Source organism: Streptococcus sp. SN-1 (assembly GCF_041154385.1).
Classification (GTDB): domain Bacteria; phylum Bacillota; class Bacilli; order Lactobacillales; family Streptococcaceae; genus Streptococcus; species Streptococcus mitis_CT.
In genome coordinates, this window is the sequence record NZ_AP028929.1 from 1,953,230 (window position 1) to 1,979,868 (window position 26,639).

25 protein-coding genes are annotated in these 26,639 nt (G+C 40.6%); 7 read left to right on the forward strand and 18 right to left on the reverse strand.

Going from position 1 to position 26,639, the window contains the following annotated elements; genetic code table 11:
• Positions 1-82 precede the first annotated feature (82 nt).
• Entirely contained in the window at positions 83-2,548 is a 2,466-nt protein-coding gene (pbp1b, locus tag ACAM22_RS09115; RefSeq protein WP_369606717.1) for a penicillin-binding protein PBP1B, read from the reverse strand.
• A gap of 141 nt (positions 2,549-2,689) precedes the next feature.
• Between pbp1b and tyrS the strand changes: the two genes are divergently transcribed.
• On the forward strand, positions 2,690-3,946 hold the full coding sequence (tyrS, locus tag ACAM22_RS09120) for a tyrosine--tRNA ligase (protein ID WP_265471779.1): 1,257 nt from the start codon (positions 2,690-2,692) through the stop codon (positions 3,944-3,946).
• 77 nt (positions 3,947-4,023) lie between these two features.
• Here tyrS and ACAM22_RS09125 read toward each other — a convergent pair whose 3' ends face one another.
• Positions 4,024-6,084, reverse strand: coding sequence for a heavy metal translocating P-type ATPase (locus ACAM22_RS09125; RefSeq protein ID WP_265471778.1), 2,061 nt, complete (start codon positions 6,082-6,084; stop codon positions 4,024-4,026).
• A 1-nt stretch (position 6,085) separates the two neighbouring features.
• Entirely contained in the window at positions 6,086-6,364 is a 279-nt protein-coding gene (locus ACAM22_RS09130; RefSeq protein ID WP_000910903.1) for a DUF6110 family protein, read from the reverse strand.
• 151 nt (positions 6,365-6,515) lie between these two features.
• On the opposite strand from ACAM22_RS09130, the gene ACAM22_RS09135 reads away from it, so the two are divergent.
• Positions 6,516-7,364, forward strand: coding sequence for a putative RNA methyltransferase (locus ACAM22_RS09135; protein WP_261051489.1), 849 nt, complete (start codon positions 6,516-6,518; stop codon positions 7,362-7,364).
• Between the two features lie 340 nt (positions 7,365-7,704).
• On the opposite strand, the gene ACAM22_RS09140 is transcribed toward ACAM22_RS09135, so the two are convergent.
• The 3 genes from ACAM22_RS09140 to malQ form a co-directional block, all read right to left on the reverse strand.
• Positions 7,705-7,911, reverse strand: coding sequence for a hypothetical protein (locus ACAM22_RS09140; RefSeq protein ID WP_238096478.1), 207 nt, complete (start codon positions 7,909-7,911; stop codon positions 7,705-7,707).
• A gap of 362 nt (positions 7,912-8,273) precedes the next feature.
• A complete protein-coding gene (glgP, locus tag ACAM22_RS09145) occupies positions 8,274-10,532 on the reverse strand; it encodes a glycogen/starch/alpha-glucan family phosphorylase (RefSeq protein WP_369606718.1) in 2,259 nt (752 codons plus the stop codon).
• 25 nt (positions 10,533-10,557) lie between these two features.
• The gene (gene malQ / locus ACAM22_RS09150; RefSeq protein ID WP_369606719.1) at positions 10,558-12,075 is read right to left on the reverse strand and encodes a 4-alpha-glucanotransferase; all 1,518 of its coding nucleotides are present in this window, start codon (positions 12,073-12,075) and stop codon (positions 10,558-10,560) included.
• Between the two features lie 486 nt (positions 12,076-12,561).
• Between malQ and ACAM22_RS09155 the strand changes: the two genes are divergently transcribed.
• The 5 genes from ACAM22_RS09155 (at position 12,562) to ACAM22_RS09175 (ending at position 18,173) form a co-directional block, all read left to right on the forward strand.
• Positions 12,562-13,833: an extracellular solute-binding protein gene (locus tag ACAM22_RS09155; RefSeq protein WP_265471776.1), complete on the forward strand. Its 1,272-nt coding sequence runs from the start codon at positions 12,562-12,564 to the stop codon at positions 13,831-13,833.
• A 109-nt stretch (positions 13,834-13,942) separates the two neighbouring features.
• Positions 13,943-15,235 carry an ABC transporter permease subunit gene (locus ACAM22_RS09160; protein ID WP_265471775.1) on the forward strand — a complete coding sequence of 431 codons (1,293 nt, stop codon included), beginning with the start codon at positions 13,943-13,945 and terminating at the stop codon, positions 15,233-15,235.
• Position 15,236: 1 nt separating this feature from the next.
• Entirely contained in the window at positions 15,237-16,079 is an 843-nt protein-coding gene (locus ACAM22_RS09165) for a sugar ABC transporter permease (protein WP_084891159.1), read from the forward strand.
• A 297-nt stretch (positions 16,080-16,376) separates the two neighbouring features.
• Positions 16,377-17,177, forward strand: coding sequence for a DUF1189 domain-containing protein (locus tag ACAM22_RS09170; RefSeq protein ID WP_369606720.1), 801 nt, complete (start codon positions 16,377-16,379; stop codon positions 17,175-17,177).
• A gap of 9 nt (positions 17,178-17,186) precedes the next feature.
• A complete protein-coding gene (locus ACAM22_RS09175; protein WP_369606721.1) occupies positions 17,187-18,173 on the forward strand; it encodes a LacI family DNA-binding transcriptional regulator in 987 nt (328 codons plus the stop codon).
• A gap of 28 nt (positions 18,174-18,201) precedes the next feature.
• Here ACAM22_RS09175 and ACAM22_RS09180 read toward each other — a convergent pair whose 3' ends face one another.
• The 12 genes from ACAM22_RS09180 to hisS all read right to left on the reverse strand — a co-directional run bounded on the left by ACAM22_RS09180 (position 18,202) and on the right by hisS (position 26,568).
• Entirely contained in the window at positions 18,202-19,143 is a 942-nt protein-coding gene (locus ACAM22_RS09180; protein ID WP_000806275.1) for a YitT family protein, read from the reverse strand.
• The gene (gene aspS, locus ACAM22_RS09185; protein ID WP_369606722.1) at positions 19,121-20,884 is read right to left on the reverse strand and encodes an aspartate--tRNA ligase; all 1,764 of its coding nucleotides are present in this window, start codon (positions 20,882-20,884) and stop codon (positions 19,121-19,123) included. Before aspS ends, ACAM22_RS09180 begins: the two co-directional genes overlap by 23 nt.
• A gap of 154 nt (positions 20,885-21,038) precedes the next feature.
• A complete protein-coding gene (locus ACAM22_RS09190) occupies positions 21,039-21,269 on the reverse strand; it encodes a hypothetical protein (RefSeq protein WP_369606723.1) in 231 nt (76 codons plus the stop codon).
• A 17-nt stretch (positions 21,270-21,286) separates the two neighbouring features.
• On the reverse strand, positions 21,287-21,925 hold the full coding sequence (locus ACAM22_RS09195; protein WP_369606724.1) for a CPBP family intramembrane glutamic endopeptidase: 639 nt from the start codon (positions 21,923-21,925) through the stop codon (positions 21,287-21,289).
• 9 nt (positions 21,926-21,934) lie between these two features.
• Positions 21,935-22,633 carry an ABC transporter permease gene (locus ACAM22_RS09200; RefSeq protein ID WP_369606725.1) on the reverse strand — a complete coding sequence of 233 codons (699 nt, stop codon included), beginning with the start codon at positions 22,631-22,633 and terminating at the stop codon, positions 21,935-21,937.
• The gene (locus ACAM22_RS09205) at positions 22,626-23,450 is read right to left on the reverse strand and encodes an ABC transporter ATP-binding protein (RefSeq protein ID WP_369606726.1); all 825 of its coding nucleotides are present in this window, start codon (positions 23,448-23,450) and stop codon (positions 22,626-22,628) included. The genes ACAM22_RS09200 and ACAM22_RS09205 overlap by 8 nt, the downstream gene beginning before the upstream one ends.
• A 10-nt stretch (positions 23,451-23,460) precedes the next feature.
• On the reverse strand, positions 23,461-24,198 hold the full coding sequence (locus tag ACAM22_RS09210; protein WP_369606727.1) for a DUF3169 family protein: 738 nt from the start codon (positions 24,196-24,198) through the stop codon (positions 23,461-23,463).
• An 18-nt stretch (positions 24,199-24,216) separates the two neighbouring features.
• Positions 24,217-24,567, reverse strand: coding sequence for a PspC domain-containing protein (locus tag ACAM22_RS09215; protein ID WP_369606728.1), 351 nt, complete (start codon positions 24,565-24,567; stop codon positions 24,217-24,219).
• 2 nt (positions 24,568-24,569) lie between these two features.
• Positions 24,570-24,767, reverse strand: coding sequence for a hypothetical protein (locus ACAM22_RS09220; protein WP_369606729.1), 198 nt, complete (start codon positions 24,765-24,767; stop codon positions 24,570-24,572).
• Complete coding sequence (locus ACAM22_RS09225; protein ID WP_001031934.1) at positions 24,754-24,942, reverse strand: hypothetical protein; 189 nt, start codon at positions 24,940-24,942, stop codon at positions 24,754-24,756. Before ACAM22_RS09225 ends, ACAM22_RS09220 begins: the two co-directional genes overlap by 14 nt.
• On the reverse strand, positions 24,942-25,145 hold the full coding sequence (locus ACAM22_RS09230; protein ID WP_031237122.1) for a helix-turn-helix transcriptional regulator: 204 nt from the start codon (positions 25,143-25,145) through the stop codon (positions 24,942-24,944). Before ACAM22_RS09230 ends, ACAM22_RS09225 begins: the two co-directional genes overlap by 1 nt.
• Before the next feature lie 142 nt (positions 25,146-25,287).
• A complete protein-coding gene (gene hisS, locus ACAM22_RS09235; protein WP_369606730.1) occupies positions 25,288-26,568 on the reverse strand; it encodes a histidine--tRNA ligase in 1,281 nt (426 codons plus the stop codon).
• Positions 26,569-26,639 lie beyond the last annotated feature (71 nt).

Here is a 26,639-nt window from a genome sequence, read left to right on the forward strand (position 1 = left end):
ACCTTTATTGTAACACGAAAGGGAAAAAGAAAAAAGTGGCAATCCATTGATTAGCCACTTCATTTAGCACAGTTTATAGAACTTATCGTCTCGTCCTTGAAGAAGAAGGTCGTGTAGCACTTGAGTTACTGCTATCGCTAGAGCTACTACTTGAACTGCTGGAGCTTGATGGAGTTGGTAAACTCCCCACGATGCTAGACCAAGCATTCTGGTAATCCGCATCACTTCCGCCAATAGCAAAGCGATAACTGGTCGTTGGCGCTCCTGCCTTATTAGCCCAATAGCTGGTAACAGTCGAACCTGTGACCTCTACCTCTTTTCCTTCAACAGAAACCTTCCCTGGTTTTTGACCTGTTGATTTCAAGACTTCGGATTTTACGACACTAGGATCTAAAGCGAAGCGCTCGTTCCCCCAAATGCTTGGGGAGGCTTGCTGAATCGCATTTACCAGATGAGCCATGTAATTAGAGTTATTGGAATAACCTGCTCTACGTGACAATGAATGATTATCATCATGCCCAATCCAGCCGCCTAGGGTTAATCTAGGTGTCGAAAGCATGAGCCACATATTTTCGTCTTGGTTGGTTGTACCAGTCTTCCCAATCCAATCTGCATTAGCCAGAGTAGGATTTAAAGAAGTCAGATTTGTCTTGAAGGTTGTTGTCACACGAGAGGATAGAACTTCTCGCAACAAGCCCTGCATAATCGTCGCAGTAGCTTTTGAATAGACTTGAACTGGTTTATCCTGATATTCATACACCACTCTACCATCTGCTGCTTCAATTTTAGAAATCACATGTTTTTTATGATATAGACCATTATTTGCTAGGGTCTGATAGCCATTGGTATGCTGGGCAACTGTGACTTCGATACCACCACCCATTGGCAGGCTCTCAATACCGTACTCAGGAATCTCGTAACCCATCTTTTCCATATAACCCTTGACATCAACACCCTTTTCACGGAGCATACGATAGGTCCAGTAAGCAGGGATATTCCATGAATAGTTCAAAGCTTCTCCCAAAGTCATCATTCCTGTTCCCTTACTATTAGCATACATAATCGGATCGCCATTGGCAAAGTTTGTTGGATAGTTAGATAGGATCGTTTCGCTTCCCATCAAGCCCTGATCAATAGCAATACCGTAGGCCAGCAAAGGCTTGGTAGTAGAAGCTGGCGAACGTTTGGTATCAAAGGCATGATTATTTTGATTTTCTTGATAATTACGACCACCTACAAAGCCTAGAATAGCACCTGTTTGGTTGTCCATCAGGACATTCCCTACTTCTACACGACCTGTTCCATCGTCTAAAAGATAGCCATAGTCAGCAACTGCATTTTGCATGGCAGAATGAATTTTCTGGTCTATGGTAGTAGTAATTTTATAACCACCATTTTCAATTTCCTTGGCTGCCAGATCGCGATAGAACTTCTGAGTTGCCTCATTTTTCAACTCCTTAGCGGAGACATTGTCTCTCCGAGCTAGATAGTCATACATACGTTCCTGAGCTTCTGCCAAGGCTGTAAAGTATAAATAGCCTCGTGACACACCTGTGACTGTAGCTGAAGGGAGAAAGTCCTGTTTAAGATTGTAATCCTTATATTGAGAATACTCGTCTTTGCTTAATGCACCTGTACGATACATACTGTAAAGAACTGCCTTAGCCCGTCTCAAGCCTATTTCTAAGTCTTCATCACTCTTCAACTCCCCAGTATTTTCATAAGGGGAATAGGTAATGGGACTCTGTGGAAGTCCTGCTAAAAATGCTGCTTGAGGAACAGTCAACTGACTTGCATCTACACCGAAAATCCCCTCAGCTGCCTGCTGAGCTCCTGCAATATTCTGCCCCTTATTATTTCGACCAAACGGAGCCACATTGAGATAGGTCGTTAAAATCTCATCTTTATTCATGACGCGTTCCAAGGCAAGAGCATCCACAATCTCTGTCGCCTTACGAGCCAAGGTCGGTGCATCCCCAACCACCTGCTGTTTAATCAGTTGCTGGGTCAAAGTTGAACCCCCACTAGAGGAACCCAAACCTACAAATTTCCCCAAGGTCGCACGAATCACCGCCTTGGGCACTACACCCTTATGTTCTTTAAAGTGTTCGTCTTCCGTCGCAATAATAGCCTTCTTCAGATTTTCCGAAATTTGCTCAGATGAGATAGAAGTACGCAACAAATCACTCTCTATGGAAGCAATTACCGTCCCATCCGCATAGGTAATCTCTGAAATCGAAGAAATATCTTTGACCTGATGTACCAATTCTTCTGTCTGAGGCACCCGAACCTTGTCAAATAAGGCCACTCCGTACCCCAAAGCAATCCCAGCTCCCAACATTCCTCCTAGAAAACCGAGCACAAAGAGTAAGTTAAATAGGGCTTTTATACTCAGTAAAATAGCTGGAAAAATGGCTGGCTTCTCTAAGGATTTAGATTTTTGGACACTTGAGCCTTTCTTGCCAGGGCTAGCTAATTTTTTATTTTTTTGTTTTTGCTGGAAAAATTCCAGCATTTTTCGTTTTAATTCATTTAATTGATTTTGCATGGATTTCCTCACTCTATCTATTATACCACAAAAGGTAAACTTTCAATAAAATAGCCACTTTCTTCCCTATTCTGCTAGGCTATTGCCCAAGTTTGTGATACAATAGTTAGAAACAATAATTTTAAAAAGGAGAAAAGACACATGCACATTTTTGATGAGCTAAAAGAGCGTGGTTTGATTTTTCAAACGACTGATGAAGAAGCTTTGCGTAAAGCCCTAGAAGAAGGTCAAGTTTCTTATTATACTGGCTACGATCCAACTGCTGACAGCCTTCACCTAGGCCATCTTGTCGCAATCTTGACAAGTCGTCGCTTGCAACTAGCAGGTCACAAACCTTATGCGCTCGTTGGCGGTGCTACAGGTCTCATCGGAGATCCGTCCTTCAAAGATGCTGAACGTAGTCTCCAAACAAAAGACACAGTAGATGGCTGGGTCAAGTCTATCCAAGGACAACTTTCTCGTTTTCTTGACTTTGAAAATGGCAAAAACAAGGCTGTCATGGTCAACAACTACGACTGGTTTGGCAGCATCAGCTTCATTGACTTCCTCCGTGATATCGGAAAATACTTCACTGTCAACTATATGATGAGCAAGGAATCTGTGAAAAAACGGATTGAAACTGGGATTTCCTACACTGAGTTTGCCTACCAAATCATGCAAGGTTATGACTTCTTCGTCCTTAACCAAGATCACAACGTAACGCTACAAATCGGTGGTTCTGACCAGTGGGGAAATATGACAGCTGGTACCGAATTGCTTCGTCGTAAGGCTGACAAGACTGGCCACGTTATCACTGTTCCATTGATTACAGATGCAACTGGTAAGAAATTTGGTAAATCAGAAGGAAACGCAGTTTGGCTCAATCCTGAAAAGACTTCCCCATACGAAATGTACCAATTCTGGATGAACGTTATGGACGCTGACGCTGTTCGCTTCTTGAAGATCTTTACTTTCTTGTCACTTGAGGAGATTGAAGACATTCGTAAACAATTTGAAGCAGCGCCACACGAACGCTTGGCTCAAAAAGTCTTGGCTCGTGAAGTCGTAACACTTGTTCACGGCGAAGAAGCTTACAAAGAAGCCCTCAACATCACTGAGCAACTCTTTGCAGGAAATATCAAAAATCTTTCTGTTAAAGAACTCAAACAAGGACTTCGTGGCGTGCCAAACTACCAAGTTCAAGCAGATGAAAACCACAATATCGTGGAACTTCTCGTGGCATCTGGTGTGGTTAACTCAAAACGCCAAGCCCGTGAAGATGTCCAAAATGGAGCTATTTACGTAAACGGCGACCGTATCCAAGACCTTGACTATGTCTTGAGCGACGCAGATAAGTTAGAGAACGAACTGACTGTTATCCGTCGCGGGAAGAAAAAATACTTCGTATTGACTTACTAAATTATTAAACATTTACCTATAAACAAAGGAGTTACCCTCGAGAAAGGTAACTCCTTTTTGCTGTGAATAGTCCCCACCTATCCCTTAATAGACAGGCTACGCAGTACAATGCGTAAGGTTGTTAGATTATGTAAGATAGAGAGATTTGAAGGGCTGAGCCAGTTAAACAAGCCAAAGCCAATCAAACTACTATTTACGACAACGGTATCTTGAATATTCTTCTTGATGAGTGTTTGCAAAGATGATGATAGCGAATCCAACTCTTGGAAGAAATCCAAACGATTATCTAACAATAAGATATCGCTCATCTGCTTAGAAATATCTGCACTCTCATTCATCACCACACCGATATCTGATAGGGTTAGAGCCGCTGAGTCATTCAATCCATCTCCAACCATCAAAATAGTGTGACCTGCTTTCTGCAGTTCCTCTACTAACTCAAATTTCCCATCAGGTTTCAAGTCTGTATAGACCTGATCAAAGGGCAAATCTTTGACTAATTCCTCTGTTCTAACCAAGGTGTCCCCTGTTGCCAGAATCAATTTTTTCCCTTGCACCTTAAGTTTCTCCAAGGCTGCTTTTGCTTCTTTTCTCAAAGGAGTATGAATGCAGAACATTCCAATCAATTCATTCTGATAGGCTAAGAATAAGAGATTGTAGTGACTCTTGTGCTCTTCAATTAAAGCATTTTGCTCCGAACTGATATGAATCTGCTCATCCTGCATCAAGACATAATTTCCAATAAGAACTGGTTGACCGTCTATATGAGATTTGATCCCCTTACTTGCGATATATTGTAGTTTCCCATGCATTTCCTCATGTTCAATTCCTTCTATCTCAGCTTGCTTGACGATGGCATTAGCAATAGGATGATAGATGTGCTCCTCAAGACAGGCACTGATTCTGAGAATATCTTCCTCACTATAGTCTCCAAAATGTAACACCTTTTCAACTATAGGATAGCTAGTTGTGATTGTTCCCGTCTTATCAAACAAGAAAGTATCAACTTCCAGATATTTCTCCAGAACATCCCCATCCTTAATCACCATTTCACGATTCAACCCCTCCTTGATAGCCGTTAAATAAGCTACAGGAGTAGAGATTTTCAAAGCACAGGAGAAATCGACCAATAGGAAAGAAATAGCCTTAGAAAAAGAACCTGTTAATAGGTAAGTCAGCCCAGCCCCCAAGAAATTATATTTGACGACCTTGTCCGCCATCTTGATGAAATAGCGTTGTTTCGTTTTCTTGTTTTCTTCAGATTTCTTCATCAACTCAATCAGTTGTAAAATCCGGCTGTTCATCTGATTATCGGTTACACGAATGCGTAACTCTCCAGTTTCTAATACTGTATTTGCACAAACCAAATCAGACTCTCTTTTTTCAACTGGAAAACTCTCTCCCGTCAAGGAACTTTCGTTGACCATACCTAAACCTGAAACTACTTGTCCATCAAACAGAATTTCATTTCCTTGAGATAAGACCAAAACATCTCCTATTTGAACATCGGAACTCTTGATACTAACGACTGTATCGCCCTGTACTAAGAATACATCGCTCTCTTTTGCAAGAAGACTCTGTTCTAAATCTGTTGCAGTTTTTTTCAAGGACCACTGATCTAAATGATTCCCCAAAGCAAGCATAAACATGATATTGCTAGCCGTCTTGGATTGGTTCATGAACAAAGACAATAAAATCGCCGAACAGTCCAAGACCTCCATCGTTAGTTCCTTACGCGCTAGTGTTTGATAGGCTTCTCTGATATAACCCAAAGCCTGATAACAAGTCCATATATAGCGAATAGGATACGGCACAAAACTACGAAAAATCATACGCTTAATCGCTGCACCTGAAACAATAGAATAAGCACTCTCTTCTCTACGAATGGGAAGAGTCATCAACTCAGAAACTTTCCCTTTATCAATTCTTTTTAAAAAGGCTTCTGTATTATCTAATACGGAGAAGCCTTCTTTTATACGTAGAGTAAAGTGCTGTTGATCCATGTAGAACTGGATAGACTCAACTCCCTTTTCATCTCTCGCCAAGGAACGAAGATAGTCTTGAATATCCAAGGTGAGTGAAAAAGAAGATGATAGTCGGATATGTTGATATCCTCTATATAGCACTTTAAAAGACATATTATTCTCCTATAAGGCTATCTAATTGCTCTTCTTTTTTCTCTTGCTCGTACAAATATTTGGCATCTTGCAAGACATCGTCTCCATGTTGCTTCACAACAGAAACAGAGGCGTCTAGCTCGTCTTTCAACTTGTAAGCCTTAGCCAAAGCTTTAGAATAACCTTTTTTAGCTTCCTTACTTGCTAAGATTTTCAAGCCAAGGGTACCAAATGCGACACCACCCAAAAAGAGTGATGATTTTTTCGCAACTTTTGCGACGCTCAATACTTCTTTTAACATACTTATTTCCTCCTTATCATTATTATATAGCAATTTAGATATAAAAGCAATTTCATTCCATAAATTGGAGAATTAGTTTTATTTCTACTGAATCTCCCATCTACTTATTCCTAAAGTTGCTTTCATTTGCCTCTTTTGATACACTTAAACTATGAATACAAATCTCAAACCCAAACTTCAGCGTTTTGCTTCTGCGACTGCCTTTGCCTGTCCTATCTGTCAAGAAAATCTGACTCTGGTAGAGAGCAGTCTCAAATGCAACAATCGCCATTCTTTTGACTTGGCTAAATTTGGCTATGTCAACCTAGCCCCTCAAATCAAGCAATCTGCCAACTACGACAAGGAAAACTTTCAAAACCGCCAACAAATCCTAGAAGCCGGCTTTTATCAGGCTATCTTAGAGGCTGTATCTGACTTGCTAGCCAGTTCAGAAACTAGCACCACAGTCTTAGATATCGGTTGTGGCGAGGGATTCTACTCTCGTAAGCTACAAGAAAGTCACCCTGACAAAACCTTCTATGCCTTTGACATCTCCAAAGATTCAGTCCAAATCGCTGCTAAAAGTGAAGCCAACTGGGCAGTCAATTGGTTCGTTGGCGACTTGGCACGACTTCCTATAAAAGACGCCAGCATGGATATCCTACTAGATATCTTTTCACCTGCCAACTATGGAGAATTTCGTCGCGTTTTATCCAAAGACGGCGTCTTGATAAAGGTCATCCCAACGGAAAATCACCTCAAAGAAATTCGCCAAAGGGTACAAGACCAACTGACAAACAAGGATTATTCTAATCAAGATATCAAAAATCATTTCCAAGAATACTTTACCATCCTATCTAACCAAACGGTCTCTCTGACTAAGACTATCACAACAGAGCATCTTCAAGCCCTACTCAGCATGACTCCTCTCCTCTTTCACATCGACCAGACTAAGATTGACTGGAGCCAACTGACAGAGATTACCATTGAAGCAGAGATTCTGGTCGGGAAAGCATTCTAAACTAGACTTCGCAAAAGTAGAAAACTTACTAAGAATCTTCAATATTACGAAAACGCATAAGAACAGGTACTCAAAAACCTTAATCTTATGCGTTTTGTTATAGTTTCCATACATATTAAGTGGAAATATTGGAAACCAGTTCTTTTAATAACCATTGAATACCATATATTACATTTGCCCCAAATATGATATAGGCCGTATAAATCAAGTATTTCGATTTTTCCCGCCTCAAAGAATAGATCTTGTACAAGATAAACAAATTTAAAATAATAAATAATAGAGACAAAATCTTCCTCCAAAATCAATATTAAAAGTAGCCAGTCAGGCATATACCTCATATTTATTTTCGATTCGAGATAACAAACTTATCAATAAATAGCAAGTGAAATAAGGCGAGTGTAATTCCCAATAAGCAACCATGATAAGAGATTTCTTGATGGGTAAGGGGGAAAAGAGTATTATTACCCGCCAAGAGGCATGTCAAAATCACAAATAGTATCCAAAATAAATCAGTCCATTTATATTTTGAAAAATATTTTTTCCACATAAAAACACCTTCTTTCCTATAATCATATTATAATACTTTATGTAAGCGAATACAAGAGATATGAGGTAATCAACTACGAAGAAATATAAGGCTGAAGACAGTAAAAACCAGCATTTCTAAACCTTCACTGTATCTAGGATTTATCTGTTTTTAGACAAGACTGACCCAAATCCACAGCATTCAAATAAAGAGGCAAAAAAGCGAATTTCAACCGAAACTCGCTTTTTTACAAGATGTATTAGTATAAATTTGTATCTTATACTCAATGACAATCAAAGAGCAAACTAGGAAGCTAGCCGCAGGCTGTACTTGAGTACGGCAAGGCAACGCTGACGTGGTTTGAATTTGATTTTCGAAGAGTATTAATCTAAGTGCCAGATATCTTCGTTATACTGAGCGATTGTACGGTCAGATGAGAAGAATCCTGCTTTAGAGATATTAACGATGACTTTGTCTAACCATGCGTCACGGTCTTCGTAGTCAGCCAACATTTGTTCTTTAACCTTGATGTAGTCTTCCAAGTCAAGAAGAGTCATGAACCAGTCTTTGTTGATCAATTCATTGTAAAGACGTTCCAAGCGTTCTTTGTTTCCAGCTGCAAGAACTGCATCGCTAACGATGAAGTCAACCAATGGTTTGATAGTTTCACGAGCGTAGAATTCGCTTGATTTGTACGCTGCTTTTGCGTAAAGATCGATAACAGTTTCTGAATCTTCACCAAAGATGTAGATGTTTTCGTCACCAACTAACTCAGCGATTTCCACGTTAGCACCGTCCATAGTACCAAGAGTCAAAGCTCCGTTCAACATGAACTTCATGTTACCAGTACCTGAAGCTTCTTTAGAAGCAAGTGAGATTTGCTCTGAGATATCACATGCTGGGATAAGGAAGCTTGCTGCAGTAACGTTGTAGTTTTCAACCATAACAACTTGCAAGTGTGGAGCTACTGCTGGATCGTTAGCAATAACTTCTGACATGCAAAGGATCAAGTGGATGATGTCTTGAGCGATTGTGTAGGCTGGAGCTGCTTTACCACCAAAGAAGATTGTGATTGGGCGAGCAGGGATGTTACCAGCTTTGATGTCAAGGTATTTGTGGATTACGTACAAAGCGTTCATTTGTTGGCGTTTGTACTCGTGAAGACGTTTGATTTGGATATCAAAGATAGAGTTTGTATTGATTTCCACACCTTGGTGTTCTTTCAAGTGACGTGCCAATTTACGTTTGTTGTGAGCTTTGATGCTTTCCAATTTTTCTTTGACAGCTGCTTTATCTTCATAAGACAAGAGTTTTTCAAGCTCATCTGCTTCATGGTGCCAACCTTCTCCAATAATCTCATCCAAGTAGTGAGACAGTCTTGGGTTGGCATGCATAAGCCAACGACGGAAAGTGATACCGTTTGTTTTGTTGTTGAATTTTTCTGGGTAAAGTTCGTAGAAGGCTTTCAACTCAGAGTTCTTCAAGATTTCAGTGTGGAGTGCTGCTACCCCGTTAACGCTGTATCCATAGTGGATATCCATGTGAGCCATGTGAACACGTCCGCTCTCATCGATAATTTGAACAGCTGGATCTTTATATTCTGCTTTCACGCGACGGTCCAATTCTTCGATGATTGGTACCAAGTGAGGAACCACTTCTTGCAAGAATTCAAGAGGCCATTTTTCAAGGGCTTCAGCAAGGATTGTGTGGTTAGTGTAGGCAGTCATGCTACGAACGATTGAGATTGCTTCGTCAAGCTCGATACCACGTGCAGTCAAAAGACGGATCAATTCAGGGATGACCATTGATGGGTGAGTATCGTTGATTTGGACAACTGCGTAGTCAGCAAGGTCATGCAAGTTGCTTCCTTTTTCGATTGCTTCGTCAATGATCAATTGCGCACCGTTTGAAACCATGAAGTATTGTTGGAAGATACGGAGCAATTCACCTTGACGGTCACTATCATCTGGGTAAAGGAAGAGAGTCAAGTTGCGAGCGATATCTGTCTTGTCAAAGTTGATACCATCTTTAATAATAGAAGAATCGACTGAATCCAAGTCAAACAAACGCAAGCGGTTTTTAGTTGCTGTTTCATAACCAGTAACATCAATATCATAAAGAGTTGATGTCAAAGTAAAGTCTGCAAATGGTACTTGGTAGCTACGACTTGAACGAACCAACCAGTTTTGCTCTGTCAACCATGCATTTGGAATTGTTTCTTGTTGGTTGTTTTTAAGAACTTGTTGGAAAAGACCAAAGTGGTAGTTAAGACCAACACCGTCACCATTCAAACCAAGAGTCGCAATTGAGTCGATAAAGCAGGCAGCCAAACGTCCCAAACCACCATTACCAAGAGATGGTTCCAATTCAACTTCTTCAACTTCGATCAAGTCTTTACCTGCAGCAGCAAGTTCTTTTTTAACATCATCGTAAAGACCAAGGTTGATCAAGTTGTTTGACAAGAGTTTACCAATCAAGAACTCAGCTGAGATATAGTAAACTTTCTTTTTACCAGTGTTAACTGGTTTTTGGCTGCTTGCAAGCTTGCTGTAGTTAAGAAGAGCAAGGTAAAGCTCTTCATTGCTACATTCTGCAATGGTTTTATTGTAACGATTTTGTACAAATTCTTGTAGTGATAACATGTTTAAGGTGTCTCCTGATATTGTATTATTTCTTTAATTCTACCAAATTTTCATTAATTCGTCGATAGATTGTTGTCAAGTCAAGCAAGCCTTCCTCGACAGCTGGTGTCAATTGATCTTCAGTCATACGCCAAGACCAGTTTCCACCAAGGGTAGATGGGAAGTTCATACGAGCTGTCTCATCTAATTCTAGCAAATCTTGCATAGTTGCAATTGCCATAAAGCTAACTGATGAAAAGACTGTACGAAGCATAGCGTGTGGAACTGTTTCGTATTCTTTACGGTTAGTGTAGCGAGCCATGTACTCACGAGTCGCATCATCGATCTCGTTACGGTACCAACCAAGGACCGTGTTGTTATCGTGAGTTCCTGTGTACATAACTGAGTTAGCAGGTGCCAAGTGTGGGCTATCGATACTTTCGTCTTCTGGGTTGAAAGCAAATTGAAGAATCTTCATTCCTGGGAATCCAGTACGTTCACGCAACTCAATAACTTCATCTGTCATGAAGCCAAGGTCTTCAGCGATGATGTTTAGCTCACCAAGTTCTTCCTTAACGGCTGCAAAGAGCTTGTAGCCAGGACCTTTCACCCACTCACCAGGTGCTGCTGTATCGGAACCAGCAGGGATTTCCCAGTAAGATTCGAAACCACGGAAGTGGTCGATACGAACGATATCGTAGATTTTGAAGCTTTCACGCAAGCGTTCAATCCACCATTTGTAGCCGTCTTTATCCATTGCTTCCCAGTCATAGATTGGGTTACCCCAAAGCTGACCAGTTGCAGAAAATTCATCTGGTGGGCATCCTGCGATGCAAGTAGCCTTACCGTTGACATCTGTCTTGAAGAGATGTGGATTTGCCCACATATCGCTTGAATCTTCCGCTACGTAGATTGGCATGTCCCCAACGATTTCGATGTGGTTGTCGTTAGCATAAGCTTTCAATTTCAACCATTGTTGGAAGAAGAAGTATTGAGTCACACGGTGGTAAACCAACTTGTCTGCCAATTGCTCACGGTAGCTTTCAAGGGCTGAAGCTTTACGAGCACGAGCATCAGCATCTGGCCATTCAGTCCAAGCAAGATTGTCAAAATGCTCTTTGATAGCCATATACTCAGCAAAGAGCTCAAGCCATGATTGGTTGTCTTGAGCAAATTTCTCAAAATCTTTAACATCTCCTACTTCCAAGAAACGTTTTACCGCTTTTTCTAAAAGAGGACGACGTGCATAGTAGATTTTAGCATAGTCAACTTCAGACGCATCGCTACCAAAGTCAACTCCTTCAAGGTCACTTGTTTCCAACCAACCTTGCTCCACCAAGATATCTAAATCGATAAAATGAGTGTTCCCTGCGAAGGCTGAGAAAGATTGGTAAGGAGAATCTCCGTAACTAGTTGTTCCTAATGGAAGGATTTGCCAGTAACGTTGTTTTGTGCGAACCAAGAAATCAACGAAGTCGTAAGCACTTTGACCAAACGATCCGATTCCGTAGGCTCCTGGGAGAGAAGAGATGTGCATCAACACACCACTTTGACGTTTTTTCATAAACAACACCTCGTGTATTTGTAGTTTAATTTTTCATTTTTGGGCGCAAACGTTTGCGTTAATATAAGTATACTTCATTTTTGGAATAATTGCAAGCGGTTTTAAAAAAACTTTTTGATTATTTTTTAAAAAAACTTGTCCTTATTTATGTATACATATACATTTTTTCTTTTCTATTTGCAAAATCTTCTTCAACTACAAATAGAAGGGGCAACTTAGTCTACTTTTGGTCTAGAGCAATTTATTTTTTGTTCAAAATTCAGGCAATCGTTTCCCTAAATAATTTCAGTAAAATCGTGAAAATATATTTTCTGACTTTTCTTCTATTATAAACAAATAAAACGCTTACTCTTTTCGTGAAATTTTTTTAAAATTTTTACAAAAAACACTTGCAACCGTTTTCTATTTGTGCTATACTAGTCCCATAAAGGAAAACGTTTGCGTTTCCTCATTATAAAATTTGTTATTCTTTAGGAGGAATACACTATGTCATCTAAATTCATGAAGAGCGCTGCTGTGCTTGGAACTGCTACACTTGCTAGCTTGCTTTTGGTAGCTTGCGGAAGCAAAACTGCTGATAAACCTGCTGATTCTGGTTCATCTGAAACCAAAGAAATCACTCTTTACGTCGAAGACCAATACAAAGCTTATGCTGAAACAGTTGCTAAAGCTTATGAAAAAGAATCAGGAACAAAAGTTAACATCAAATCTGGTGACCAACTTGGTGGTCTTGACAAACTTTCTCTTGACAACCAATCAGGTCAAGCTGCTGACGTTATGATGGCTCCATACGACCGTGTAGGTAGCCTTGGTACTGACGGACAACTTTCAGAAGTGAAATTGAGCGACGGTGCTAAAACAGATGATAAAACTAAATCTCTTGTAACAGCTGCTGACGGTAAAGTTTATGGTGCTCCTGCCGTTATCGAGTCACTTGTTATGTACTACAACAAAGACTTGGTAAAAGAAGCTCCAAAAACATTTGCTGACTTGGAAAACCTTGCTAAAGATAGCAAATATGCCTTCGCTGGTGAAGATGGAAAAACTTCTGCTTTCCTAGCTGACTGGACAAACTTCTACTACGCATACGGACTTCTTGCTGGTAACGGTGCTTACGTATTCGGACAAAACGGTAAAGATGCTAAAGACATCGGTCTTGCAAACGACGGTTCTATTGCAGGTATCAACTACGCTAAATCTTGGTATGAAAAATGGCCTAAAGGTATGCAAGATGGTACAGCTGCTGGAAACTTAATCCAAACTCAATTCCAAGAAGGTAAAACAGCTGCTATCATTGATGGACCTTGGAAAGCTCAAGCATTCAAAGATGCTAAAGTAAACTACGGTGTTGCAACTATCCCAACTCTTCCAAACGGAAAAGATTACGCAGCATTCGGTGGTGGTAAAGCTTGGATTATCCCATCAAGCACTAAAAACCTTGAAGGCGCACAAAAATTTGTAGACTTCCTTGTTTCAACTGAACAACAAAAAGCCTTCTACGATGCAACTAACGAAATCCCAGCTAACACTGAAGCTCGTACTTATGCAGAAGGTAAAAACGATGAGTTGACAACAGCTGTTATCAAACAGTTCAAGAACGCTCAACCAATGCCAAACATCTCTCAAATGTCTGCAGTTTGGGAACCAGCTGCTAACATGCTCTTTGACTCTGTAAGTGGCAAGAAAGATGCTAAAACAGCTGCTAACGATGCTGTAACATTGATCAAAGAAACAATCAAACAAAAATTCGGTGAATAAAAAATTTGTTCAAGGGGGGTGGAATTCAAATCCCCCTTTGAATTTATCAATAGAAACATAAATAGTTTAGGTTTTATCTAAAAACCAGTATTCTATGAAAGGAGTTATTATGGAAAAGCAACAACCTAGTAAAGCAGCCCTGCTGTCTATCATTCCTGGGTTAGGACAGATTTACAATAAACAAAAAGCCAAAGGTTTTATCTTCCTTGGTGTAACCCTTGTATTTGTCCTTTACTTCCTATCACTTGCAGCCCCTGAATTGAGCAATCTCATCACTCTTGGTGACAAACCAGGTCGTGATAATTCCCTCTTTATGCTGATTCGTGGTGCCTTCCATTTAATCTTTGTAGTCGTTTATGTACTCTTTTATTTCTCAAATATCAAAGATGCACATACAATTGCAAAACGTATTAACAATGGAATTCCAGTTCCACGTAGCCTCAAAGATATGATCAAAGGAATCTATGAAAATGGCTTCCCTTACCTCTTGATCATTCCATCTTATGTTGCCATGACTTTTGCGATTATCTTCCCAGTTATCGTAACCTTGATGATTGCCTTTACTAACTATGACTTCCAACACTTACCACCAAACAAATTGTTGGACTGGGTTGGTTTGACCAACTTTACGAACATCTGGAGTTTGAGTACCTTCCGTTCTGCCTTCGGTGCCGTTCTGTCTTGGACCATCATCTGGGCTTTGGCAGCTTCAACTTTACAGATCGTGATTGGTATCTTCACAGCTATCATTGCTAACCAACCATTTATCAAAGGAAAACGCATCTTTGGTGTTATTTTCCTTCTTCCTTGGGCTGTCCCAGCCTTCATCACTATCTTGACATTCTCAAACATGTTTAACGATAGTGTCGGAGCTATCAACACTCAAGTATTACCAATCTTGGCTAAATTCCTTCCTTTCCTTGATGGTGCACTTATTCCTTGGAAAACAGACCCAACTTGGACTAAGATTGCCTTGATTATGATGCAAGGTTGGCTTGGATTCCCATACATCTACGTTTTGACTTTGGGTATCTTGCAATCTATTCCTAACGACCTTTACGAAGCAGCTTATATTGACGGTGCCAATGCTTGGCAAAAATTCCGCAACATCACTTTCCCAATGATCTTGGCTGTTGCTGCACCTACTTTGATTAGCCAATACACCTTCAACTTTAACAACTTCTCTATCATGTACCTCTTCAATGCTGGAGGACCTGGTAGCGTCGGTGGTGGAGCTGGTTCAACCGATATCTTGATCTCATGGATTTACCGTTTGACAACAGGTACATCTCCTCAATACTCAATGGCGGCAGCTGTTACCTTGATTATCTCTATCATTGTCATCTCAATCTCTATGATCGCATTCAAGAAACTACACGCATTTGATATGGAGGACGTCTAAGATGAATAACTCAATTAAACTCAAACGTAGACTGACTCAAACCCTTACATACCTTTACCTGATTGGTCTCTCAATTGTGATTATCTATCCACTGTTGATTACCATTATGTCAGCCTTCAAGACTGGTAACGTAGTAGCCTTTAAACTAGACAGCAACGTCGACTTTAGTTTTGCTAACTTCCAAGGACTCTTCTCTGAAACCTTGTACGGTACTTGGTACCTCAACACTTTGATTATCGCCTTGATTACTATGGCTGTTCAAACAAGTATCATCGTACTTGCTGGTTATGCCTACAGCCGTTACAACTTCTTGGCTCGTAAACAAAGTTTGGTTTTCTTCTTGATTATCCAAATGGTGCCAACCATGGCCGCTTTGACAGCCTTCTTCGTTATGGCGCTTATGTTGAACGCCCTTAACCACAGCTGGTTCCTCATCTTCCTATACGTTGGTGGAGGTATCCCGATGAATGCTTGGCTCATGAAAGGCTACTTCGATACAGTGCCAATGTCTCTAGACGAATCTGCAAAACTAGACGGTGCAGGACACTTCCGCCGCTTCTGGCAAATTGTTCTTCCACTTGTTCGCCCAATGGTTGCCGTACAAGCTCTCTGGGCCTTCATGGGACCTTTCGGGGACTACATCCTCTCTAGTTTCTTGCTTCGTGAGAAAGAATACTTTACTGTTGCCGTAGGTCTCCAAACTTTCGTCAACAATGCGAAAAACATGAAGATTGCCTACTTCTCAGCAGGTGCTATCCTCATCGCTCTTCCAATCTGTATTCTCTTCTTCTTCCTACAAAAGAACTTTGTTTCAGGACTTACAAGTGGTGGCGACAAGGGATAATTTATCCCCGCCACCCTTTTTCATTTTATACTCTTCGAAAATCTCTTCAAACCACGTCAGCTTCACCTTGCCGTAGTACGGTTACTGACTTCGTCAGTTCTATCCACAACCTCAAAACAGTGTTTTGAGCAACCTGCGGCTAGCTTCCTAGTTTGCTCTTTGATTTTCATTGAGTATTAGCGATTGCTACTGTAAATAATATTCTTGCAACAAGCAATTTTTCTCCTAGACTTGAAATAAAGAGCATTTCTCTATATAATAATACTCATATAGAAAACACCTTTTAGAAAGATACCTATGCTTCCATATCCATTTTCCTATTTTTCAAGTATTTGGGGATTTCGTAAGCCCCTGTCCAAACGTTTCGGACTCAACTGGTTCCAACTTCTCTTTACCAGTATCTTCCTTATCAGCTTATCTATGGTACCTATTGCCATCCAAAACAGCTCGCAGGAGACTTATCCGCTAGAAACCTTTATCGATAATGTCTATGAACCATTGACAGATAAGGTTGTACAAGATCTCTCTGAACACGCTACAATTGTTGATGGCAAATTAACTTATACTGGAACAGCTAGTCAAGAGCCTTCTATCGTGATCGGTCCAAGTCAAAGTAAGGAATTACCTAAGGACTTGCAACTGCATTTCGATACGAATGAGCTCGTCATCAGCAAGGAAAGTAAAGAGCTGACCCGTATCTCTTACCGAGCGATTGAGACTGAGAGTTTCAAAAGTAAAGACAGCTTGACCCAAGCCATTTCTAAAGACTGGTATCAGCAAAATCGTGTCTATATCAGTCTCTTCCTAGTTCTCGGTGCGAGCTTCCTCTTTGGTTTGAATTTCTTTATTGTCTCTCTAGGAGCGAGTCTTCTCCTTTATATCACTAAGAAATCACGCCTCTTTTCATTTAGGACCTTTAAAGAGTGCTACCATTTTATCTTGAACTGTTTAGGATTACCAACTCTGATTACGCTTATTTTGGGACTCTTTGGCCAAAATATGTCAAACCTCATCACTGTACAAAACATTCTTTTTGTTCTGTATCTGGTCACTATTTTTTATAAAACACATTTCCGTGATCCAGATTACTATAAATAGGAGATTTTTATGCCCGTTACGATTAAAGATGTGGCCAAGGCTGCTGGTGTTTCACCTTCAACCGTAACCCGTGTTATTCAAAACAAATCAACCATTAGCGACGAAACAAAAAAACGCGTTCGCAAGGCTATGAAGGAGCTCAATTACCATCCCAACCTCAACGCTCGTAGCTTGGTAAGCAGTTATACCCAAGTTATCGGCTTGGTGCTTCCTGACGACTCAGACGCCTTCTATCAAAATCCTTTCTTCCCATCTGTCCTCCGTGGTATCGCCCAAGTCGCTTCTGAAAACCACTATGCCATTCAGATTGCAACAGGTAAAGATGAAAAAGAGCGCCTTAAAGCTATTTCTCAGATGGTCTATGGTAAGCGTGTAGATGGTTTGATTTTCCTCTATGCCCAAGAAGAGGACCCTTTGGTTAAGTTAGTAGCAGACGAGCAATTCCCTTTCCTTATCTTAGGTAAGTCTCTATCTCCCTTCATTCCACTTGTCGATAATGACAATGTCCAAGCTGGTTTTGATGCGACAGAGTATTTCATCAAAAAAGGATGCAAGCGAATTGCCTTTATCGGAGGGACTAAGCGACTCTTCGTAACACAAGACCGTCTGACAGGTTACGAGCTAGCTCTAAAACAACACCAACTTCCTCTCGATACTAATCTGACTTACTTTGCTACTGAATTTCTTGAAGATAATGGTTATCGCTTTAGTAGACTTCTCTTCAAATACGATCCAAATATTGACGCTATTATTACCATTGATAGTCTCCTTGCTGCAGGGGTCTGTGATTACATCGCAAAACACCAACTGGATGTCCCTGTCCTCAGCTTCGACTCAGTCAATCCCAAGCTCAACTTGGCGGCCTATGTCGATATCAATAGTTTGGAGCTTGGTCGTGTTTCCTTTGAAACTATCCTCCAGATTATCAGCGATGCTAAAAGCAATAAGCAAATTTGTTACCGTCAGTTAATTGCCCACAAAATTATCGAAAAATAAAAACCAGCTCGCGCTGGTTTTTTAGTTACTAATTTTCTGTTTCAACGAATCGTCCCAAAATATGAACATTCTCAGATACAGAGACAAAGGCACCTGGGTCCACCTGTTTCATAATCTGTTTAAATTCATTAAACTCTGCACGTGTAATGACAGTGATTAAAACTGCCTTTCTTTCGTGATTATAGGTTCCTTCTGCATCGTGGATCATGGTTGCTCCGCGGTGCAATTTTTTATGGATTTTTTCAATTACCTTGTCTGGATGATTGGTCACAATCATGGCCTGCATACGCTTTTGCTTGGTAAAGACAGCGTCTGTCACACGGCTAGAGACAAAGATGGTAATCATAGAGTAGAGAGCGTATTTCCAACCAAAGGTCAAGCCTGCTATCAGCATGATGGTTCCATTTACCAAGAAAGAAATACTACCGACGTTCTTACCTGTTTTCTTGCGAATAGTTAGGCTGACGATATCCGTCCCACCACTGGAGATATTGTTTCGAAGAGCAAAACCAATCCCCAAGCCCATGACAACACCCCCAAAAAGGGCATTGATAATGGGATCCTCCGTCAAGGTTGCCACAGGGACAAACTGGATAAAGAAGGAACTCATGGAAACCGTAATAAAGGTAAAGATCGTAAACTTATGGCCAATCTGATACCAAGCCAAGACCATCAAAGGAAAATTAATGGCGTAAAAGGTCAGCGAAATCGGAATATGAAAACCAAACCAGTGATTACTCAAGGCAGAGATAATCTGTGCCAGACCTGTCGCACCACTCGAATACACATGACCTGGTTGGAAAAAGAAATTGACCGCTACTGCTGATAAAAAACCATAGACCAGAGAAGCCGAAATCTTCTCATCGTATTTTTCACGAGAGATGCTTTGTAAGACACGTAAAATTTTTATCTGATGAGCAAAGCGGCGCAGATAATAGCGCCACCGCTTAATTCGTTTTGCTTGTTTCATCTTCTTCTACTTGTAAGCTGAGTTCCTCTAGTTGTTTGAGAGCTACTGTTGAAGGAGCTTGTGTCATTGGATCAGTTGCCTTGTTGTTCTTAGGAAAGGCAATGACTTCACGGATATTTTCTTCTCCTGCTAAGAGCATGACAAATCGGTCAAGCCCGATAGCCAAGCCACCGTGTGGTGGGAAACCATAGTCCATGGCTTCAAGAAGGAAACCAAACTGGTCATTTGCTTCTTCGGCTGAGAAACCAAGAGCCTTGAACATACGTTCTTGAAGGTCTTTTTGGTTGATACGAAGGCTACCACCACCAAGTTCATAACCGTTCAAGACAATATCGTAAGCAATGGCACGAACCTTCGCCAAATCACCTTCTAATTCGTGAGCAGTCTCTTCCTGTGGTAGAGTAAATGGATGGTGGGCGCTCATGTAACGACCTTCTTCTTCAGACCATTCAAACATTGGCCAGTCAACCACCCAAAGGAAGTTGAATTTATCATTATCAATCAAACCAAGCTCTTTGGCAATACGTCCACGAAGGGCACCAAGCGTTGCATTAGCCACTTCAAGCGTATCCGCCACAAAGAGAACCAAGTCCTTATCTTCAAGAGCAAGCGCTGTTGTCAATTCTGCTTGGATGCTAGTCAAGAACTTGGCAACTGGTCCGTTTAATTCTCCATCAACCACCTTGACCCAAGCAAGACCTTTGGCACCGTACTGTTTGGCTACTTCGGTCATCTTGTCGATGTCTTTACGTGAATAGTTGTCCGCAGCTCCTTTGACCACAATTGCTTTTACAGCAGGTGCTTCTGAAAAGACTTTAAAGTCTACACCTTTGACCACTTCTGTCAAGTCCTGAAGTAACATGTCAAAACGAGTATCAGGCTTGTCAGAACCGTAAAGAGCCATAGCGTCATCATACTTCATACGTGGGAAAGGCAGAGTTACTTCAATGCCTTTTGTTTCCTTCATGACACGCGCAATCAAGCCTTCTGTGATATCTTGGATTTCTTGCTCAGTAAGGAAAGACGTTTCCAAGTCGACCTGAGTGAACTCAGGCTGGCGGTCACCACGCAAGTCCTCATCACGGAAACATTTGACGATTTGGTAGTAACGATCAAAACCAGCATTCATCAAGAGCTGTTTCGTGATTTGTGGACTTTGAGGAAGCGCGTAAAAATGCCCTTTATTAACACGAGACGGTACCAAGTAGTCACGCGCCCCTTCAGGCGTTGACTTAGAAAGGAATGGTGTCTCCACGTCGATAAACTCCAACTCATCCAAGTAGTTGCGGATAGAGTGGGTCACCTTAGCACGAAGTTTAAGATTTTCCAACATTTCTGGACGACGAAGGTCAAGGTAACGGTAACGTAAACGTGTATCGTCATTAGCCTCAATGCCATCCTTAATCTCAAATGGGGTTGTCTTAGCTGTATTAAGCACTGTCAGAGCTGTCACGTTTAACTCAACTGCACCAGTTGGCAACTTATCATTGGCTTGCTCACGCGCAGCGACCTGACCAGTCACCTCGATAACAAATTCGCTACGAAGGCTTTCAGCTGTTGCCATGACCTCTGCAGAGACTTTTTCAGGATTGATAACCAACTGCATGATTCCTTCACGGTCACGAAGGTCGATAAAGATCAAACCACCAAGGTCACGACGACGGCCAACCCATCCTTTCAAAGTCATTTCTTGTCCGATGTGTTCCTCACGAACACGACCAGCATACATACTACGTTTCATGTTTTCTCTCCTCTTTTATTCTGTTACTATTTTACCATAAAAGCGCAGGCTCTTCATGAAAATCATCAGAAAAGTTTGCCAGTCTTTAAAAATCAAGTGAAGACTCTAAAAATTGACGCCCATACAAAAATCCGATGAAGTTCACCGGACTCTTTTATTTTGAATTTTTGCCTGCTTTGTGCTTTTCAGCGATTTCAGCTGCCTTTCGAGGCAAGACAATTTCCGTTGTATAAGCTGTCCCAAAGCGCAAGACACCTGCAATAGGGGCAAAGACGACTGCTAGATAGTTGTAGAAGAAATCGCCCTTAAAGGCATAAGCTAGCGCTCCAATGATGAAAAATAGAACAACTGCTTGAATCACTGCTAATAAAATTACTCGTTTCATATGACCTCCTGACTCTATTATAGCATGAGAATCATCAAAAAGCTGACTAAATTATTCAAAGCGTGGAGAGAAATACTGTAGACCAGACCTTTTCTGCTAATATAAGCCAAGCCCAAGCTAAAACCAAGACTAGTATAAACTAAAAATTGTTGCACATCACCTGGGAAATGAATCAAGGCAAACAGAACACTAGATACCAGAAGAAACAGAACCTGTTTGCTCTTGTCCTGCTTAGGAAAGAGATAGCGTGCCAACATCCCTCTAAAGATAAGTTCTTCCGTCAAAGGAGCAAAGACCACCACCATAAAGAAACCAAATGCAGGCTGTTCCACTGTCAGTTGAGATACGATTTGTTGACTGACCGACGGATCTTCTGGTAAAAAGAACTGGGCTGTAATAGCCACTAGCAAAACCAGAGTAGGCAACCAGATATGACGATTAAAAGCTGTTGTCTGGATGCTAACCTTTTCTGTCTGATACCATCTGTAAACTCCATAAACATAGGCCCCTGACAGGGCGATATAAAGTGGTAAAACTCCATATATCGAAGCCCCTAGTCCAAGAGCTGACAGAGCCATACTCTGAACCAGACCATAGCCAAAGAAAAAGGATAGAACAGCTAGAAGAAACCAGCCGAGGTTTTTAAGTAATTTCATAAAGGTCTCCTATCTTGCTTTATAGCTGTTTTTCAATACAAAGAGGTTTGCTATTCCTAATACAAGTACCCAAGCAAGTAACATACCAATATTAGAAAAAGATATTTCCCCACCTTTTTTATTTAAAAGATTTACAATTGGACCAACAAAAGAGTAATCTAACACTTTCTGAGCCGTATCATTTTGAAGAGCAATCATAGGTAAAAAAGAGACAATTAACATAGGGAAGATACTATAAACTTGCGCTTTAGATTGAGTATCTGACACCGCACCGATTAGAAGGTTGAGAAAAATAATACTAATAGTTGCTAGGAGCAAATAGATAACGTAAGCAAATAAATAACCAGATACATCTACTCTAAGATAGATGGGAAGTACAATCATAGCAAGTAACATTATCAGAATAGGGAGAACAAGCATACTGAAAGTATATTCTGTTGCTGTCACACCACTTAGAATGAGTGATTTAAGATTTCGTTTTTCCTTATCTTCTGCCATCATAATCGATACCATATAACCACTTCCCATGCTCAAGACCATCGTCAAGCTAGCAGATAATAAAAATAGGCTCAATTGTCCATTCTTATTTGAAAATTCATTATATAAAACAGCAATACCAAAAGGCATCAATAGACTCGCCAATAAAGTTGAATTACTAATAATAACTTGTATTCTTAACCATAGTAGGGCATTTAATTTTCTAAACATCTAACTTTTCTCCTGTCAATCTAATAAAGATTTCTTCTAGTGTCGGCTCACAAGAATGAACCATCATCAAATCTGTCGTGTCTAAATGTGGCAATTCTTCAAATGGAACTATCTGTTCTCGTCCATCATTATAAACCATACGTACTTTCTTATCCACATGGTACTTCTGGATGATATCTTGCGGACTTCCATACTCTATTAAGTTCCCCTTATTTAAAAGAGATAAGCGATCACAAAGCAGAGTTGCTTCATTCATATCATGCGTTGTCAGAAAGATAGTTGTCCCCGCCTGCTTTAATTCTTGAAGTAGGGTATGAATCATCTTAGATGTTGTAGGGTCTAAGCCACTGGTTGGCTCATCTAGGAAGAGAATCTTAGGAGCATTCAGAAGGGCACGAGCCAAGAACATTCGTTGTTTCATTCCTGTAGATAGTTTTTCTGCGATAATATCTTTAGCATCTGCCAATCCAACCTGTTGGAGCACCTGATTTACTCTATCTGACTTGAGACCATATAACTTAGCATAGATGAGAAGATTTTTATAAAGACTCATCTTTTCATAAAAACCACTGCCATCACTCACAATACCAATTTGTTCCAAATCATTTGAGGTTAAATCTTGAGAATTCTTACCTAACAAAACTGTGTTACCTTGATCTGCAGCCAACTGACCTGTCAAGACATTGATCATGGTTGTTTTACCTGAGCCAGAAGGACCAAGAAAACCAAAGATTTCACCCTCCTTAATCTCAAAAGAAATCTGATGAAGAGCTTTTTTGCTCCCAAAACTTTTGCTTACATTTTCAACACGAATCATAGAAACTCCTTTATTTGAAATAACGTTTTACCATAGGTAACTGCATCACATTGATATAAATATGGATTGCTCCTACAAGCAAGAAGGCTAGTAACTGAATCTCTCCTGTCAAGACAGAAATGAAAAAAAGAAAAATATACAAGATTGGTAAGACATACTGATTTAATTGGAATAAAATCCGAAAACTCTGTTCTAAATTAGCTTGTCGCTCCCCTTCATCATAAGAATTTACATACTCTAAGACATCCTTTGGTGTTGAGAAAAATGCCAAATCAAACTGACGAACAATCGCAATGGTCTTAAAAAGATATTTTTGAACACTGAAAATCAGCACTAATCCCAAAAAAGAAAGAGATAAGGTTAGATTGCTTCTATTTGGTACAATCACTTCACTACCTGAGATGAAAAGAGCCAATAAAATCGCTACGCTTGCAATATTAAAAGCAATGGTTCCAAACTCGAGATTCCGATACATTTGCACATAATAGGTTTCATTCAGATCATCATCCATTTCCTCTTGATACAAGGAATGAAATTTTCTGCTTTTCTTTAAGAAATTGAATGTCAAAAGAATGCTAATGAAACCTAACACTAAACAAATAGCTGATATCCATGGTATCAAGACTTTTACATCTAACATAATTCCGTGGGATTCAGCAAGTGCCTTAAACGTCCCTACAAACATGGCCAAAAAAAATCCCAAGACAATAGACATTAAAAATAATAACAATCCACGTTTCTTTTTCATATTCATTCTCCTTCTATATTAAACCAATCCAACTAACCACCGACCAAACACTTTACCTGATTCATAAATAGCTGTCAAGCCCTCTGTTCCAAGTGATACTAAAATCAAACAAACAGCAAACAAGAGAATAGCTTGGTTTCTTGCTTTTTTCGCCCCTTCTCCTAAAGGATCTCTCCCAAGCCAGCCTGCTAGATAAGCATATAGGATGACTGTTAAAATCCCAAACTCTGTTGACGAAAGAAACAGCAAAATTGCTACTAAACGGATGACGTTAGTCTTGATATTAAGATAATTTCCTAAACCTGCACAGACACCTGCAAGTTCTTTGTTCTCAGTATCTACTTGAAAACCTGCTAAAAACTCTTTCATATTCATTCTCCTTTTTCACTTGCTAGATTTTTTGATTTCTTTTCAATCCATTCAATTACTGGTATGAGGGCAAAATAGGCCCAAACAAATTTGTTACTTTGATAGGGACTAAACCAGCCTAAGTCTATCCCAATCAGTAGAAATACGCTGACTAATAGAGCTATGGCAACTACATAATAAATCACTTTATACTTGCTCATCATTTTTCTCCTTTTTCTTCAACCGATTGAAAATGGACACGAGGGCTAAATTAAGCCAAAACAAATACTTACTTTCAACAAAATAGAACCACCCCAGTAATGTTCCAATCATAGCGAAAGCATTCACAATGAGGGCAAGAACACTCATGTAATAAATCACTTTAAACTTGTTCATCACTCGTCCTCCTCCAAGCGAAATACCGATTCGACTGTTTCGTTGAAAATTTGAGATATTTTCAGGGCAATGATAATGGATGGGGTGTACTCATCCCGTTCTAGTAGGCTAATGGTCTGTCTGGAAACCCCAGCTAGCTTGGCTAGGTCGGTTTGATTCAGACCATCGCGAGCCCGAAGCTCTTTTAGACGATTTTTAAGCATTCCTTTCTCCTTTTCTCTTAACTTGCTTACATTGTAACACATCTTTTTCTTTTTGACAAGTATATTTGTCAAAAAGTTTATGATTTTTGTCATTTTGCAAAAGAAAAAGGTCAGAGTAGTTTTCTGACCAGTTTTTCTGTTATTAAAATCCTAGTTTTTCAAAGATTTTTGAGAAATTTTGGCTGATTGTCTCAAGCGACACTTGCACTTCTTCTCGGGTTTGGTTGTTCTTAACCGTTACTTGTCCGCTTTCGACTTCGCTCTCTCCTAGGGTGATGAGGGTCTTAGCCGCAAAGACATCGGCTGACTTAAACTGAGCTTTGAGTTTACGGTTGAGGTAATCACGCTCTGCTTTGAATCCTTGTTGGCGAAGGGCTTGTACCAACTCCAAGGCTTTGACATTTGCTCCTTCTCCCAAGACTGCGATATAGACATCTAGGGCGTTTTCGATAGGGAGGGCCACACCTTGCTTTTCAAGAATGAGAAGCAGGCGCTCTACACCAAGTCCAAAACCAAATCCAGCAGTTTCAGGGCCTCCAAAGTAAGAAACCAAACCATCGTAACGGCCACCCGCACAAACTGTCAGGTCATTGCTCTCAATCTCAGTGATAAACTCGAAAATGGTGTGGTTGTAGTAGTCCAGACCACGCACCATATTGGTATCGATGATATAGTCTACTCCAAGATTTTCCAACATCTGACGCACAGCATCAAAGTGGGCTTGGCTTTCTTCATCAAGGAAGTCCAAGATAGACGGTGCATTCTCTACTGCCACCTTGTCTTCTTTTTCCTTAGAGTCCAAGACACGGAGAGGATTTTCCTCCAAACGACGTTGGCTATCCTTAGACAAGATCTCCTTGAGCGGTGTCAAATAGTCAATCAAAGCTTGGCGGTAGGCCGCACGGCTCTCAGGATTTCCAAGAGTGTTGAGGTGCAATTTGACACCTTGGATGCCGATTTCTTTCAAGAAATGGGCTGCCATCGCGATGGTTTCCACATCGGTAGCTGGATTGCTAGAGCCAAAACACTCAACCCCAATCTGGTGGAACTGGCGCAAACGCCCTGCCTGCGGACGCTCATAACGGAACATTGGGCCCATGTAGTAGAACTTGCTTGGCTTTTGCACTTCTGGCGCGAAGAGTTTATTTTCCACATAGGAACGAACAACGGGAGCAGTTCCTTCTGGACGGAGGGTGATATGGCGGTCACCCTTATCATAGAAATCGTACATTTCCTTGGTTACGATATCCGTTGTATCTCCGACAGAGCGGCTGATGACCTCGTAGTGCTCAAAAATAGGCGTGCGCACTTCTGCATAGTTATAGCGCTTGAAAATCTCACGGGCAAAGCCCTCAACGTACTGCCATTTGGCAGATTCAGCAGGTAAAATATCCTGCGTTCCTTTTGGTTTTTGTAATTTCATAGGGAATCCTCTTTAAACTTAATAGTCTTATTTTACCATAAATAGAGGGATTAAAACAGTAAGAAAAAATT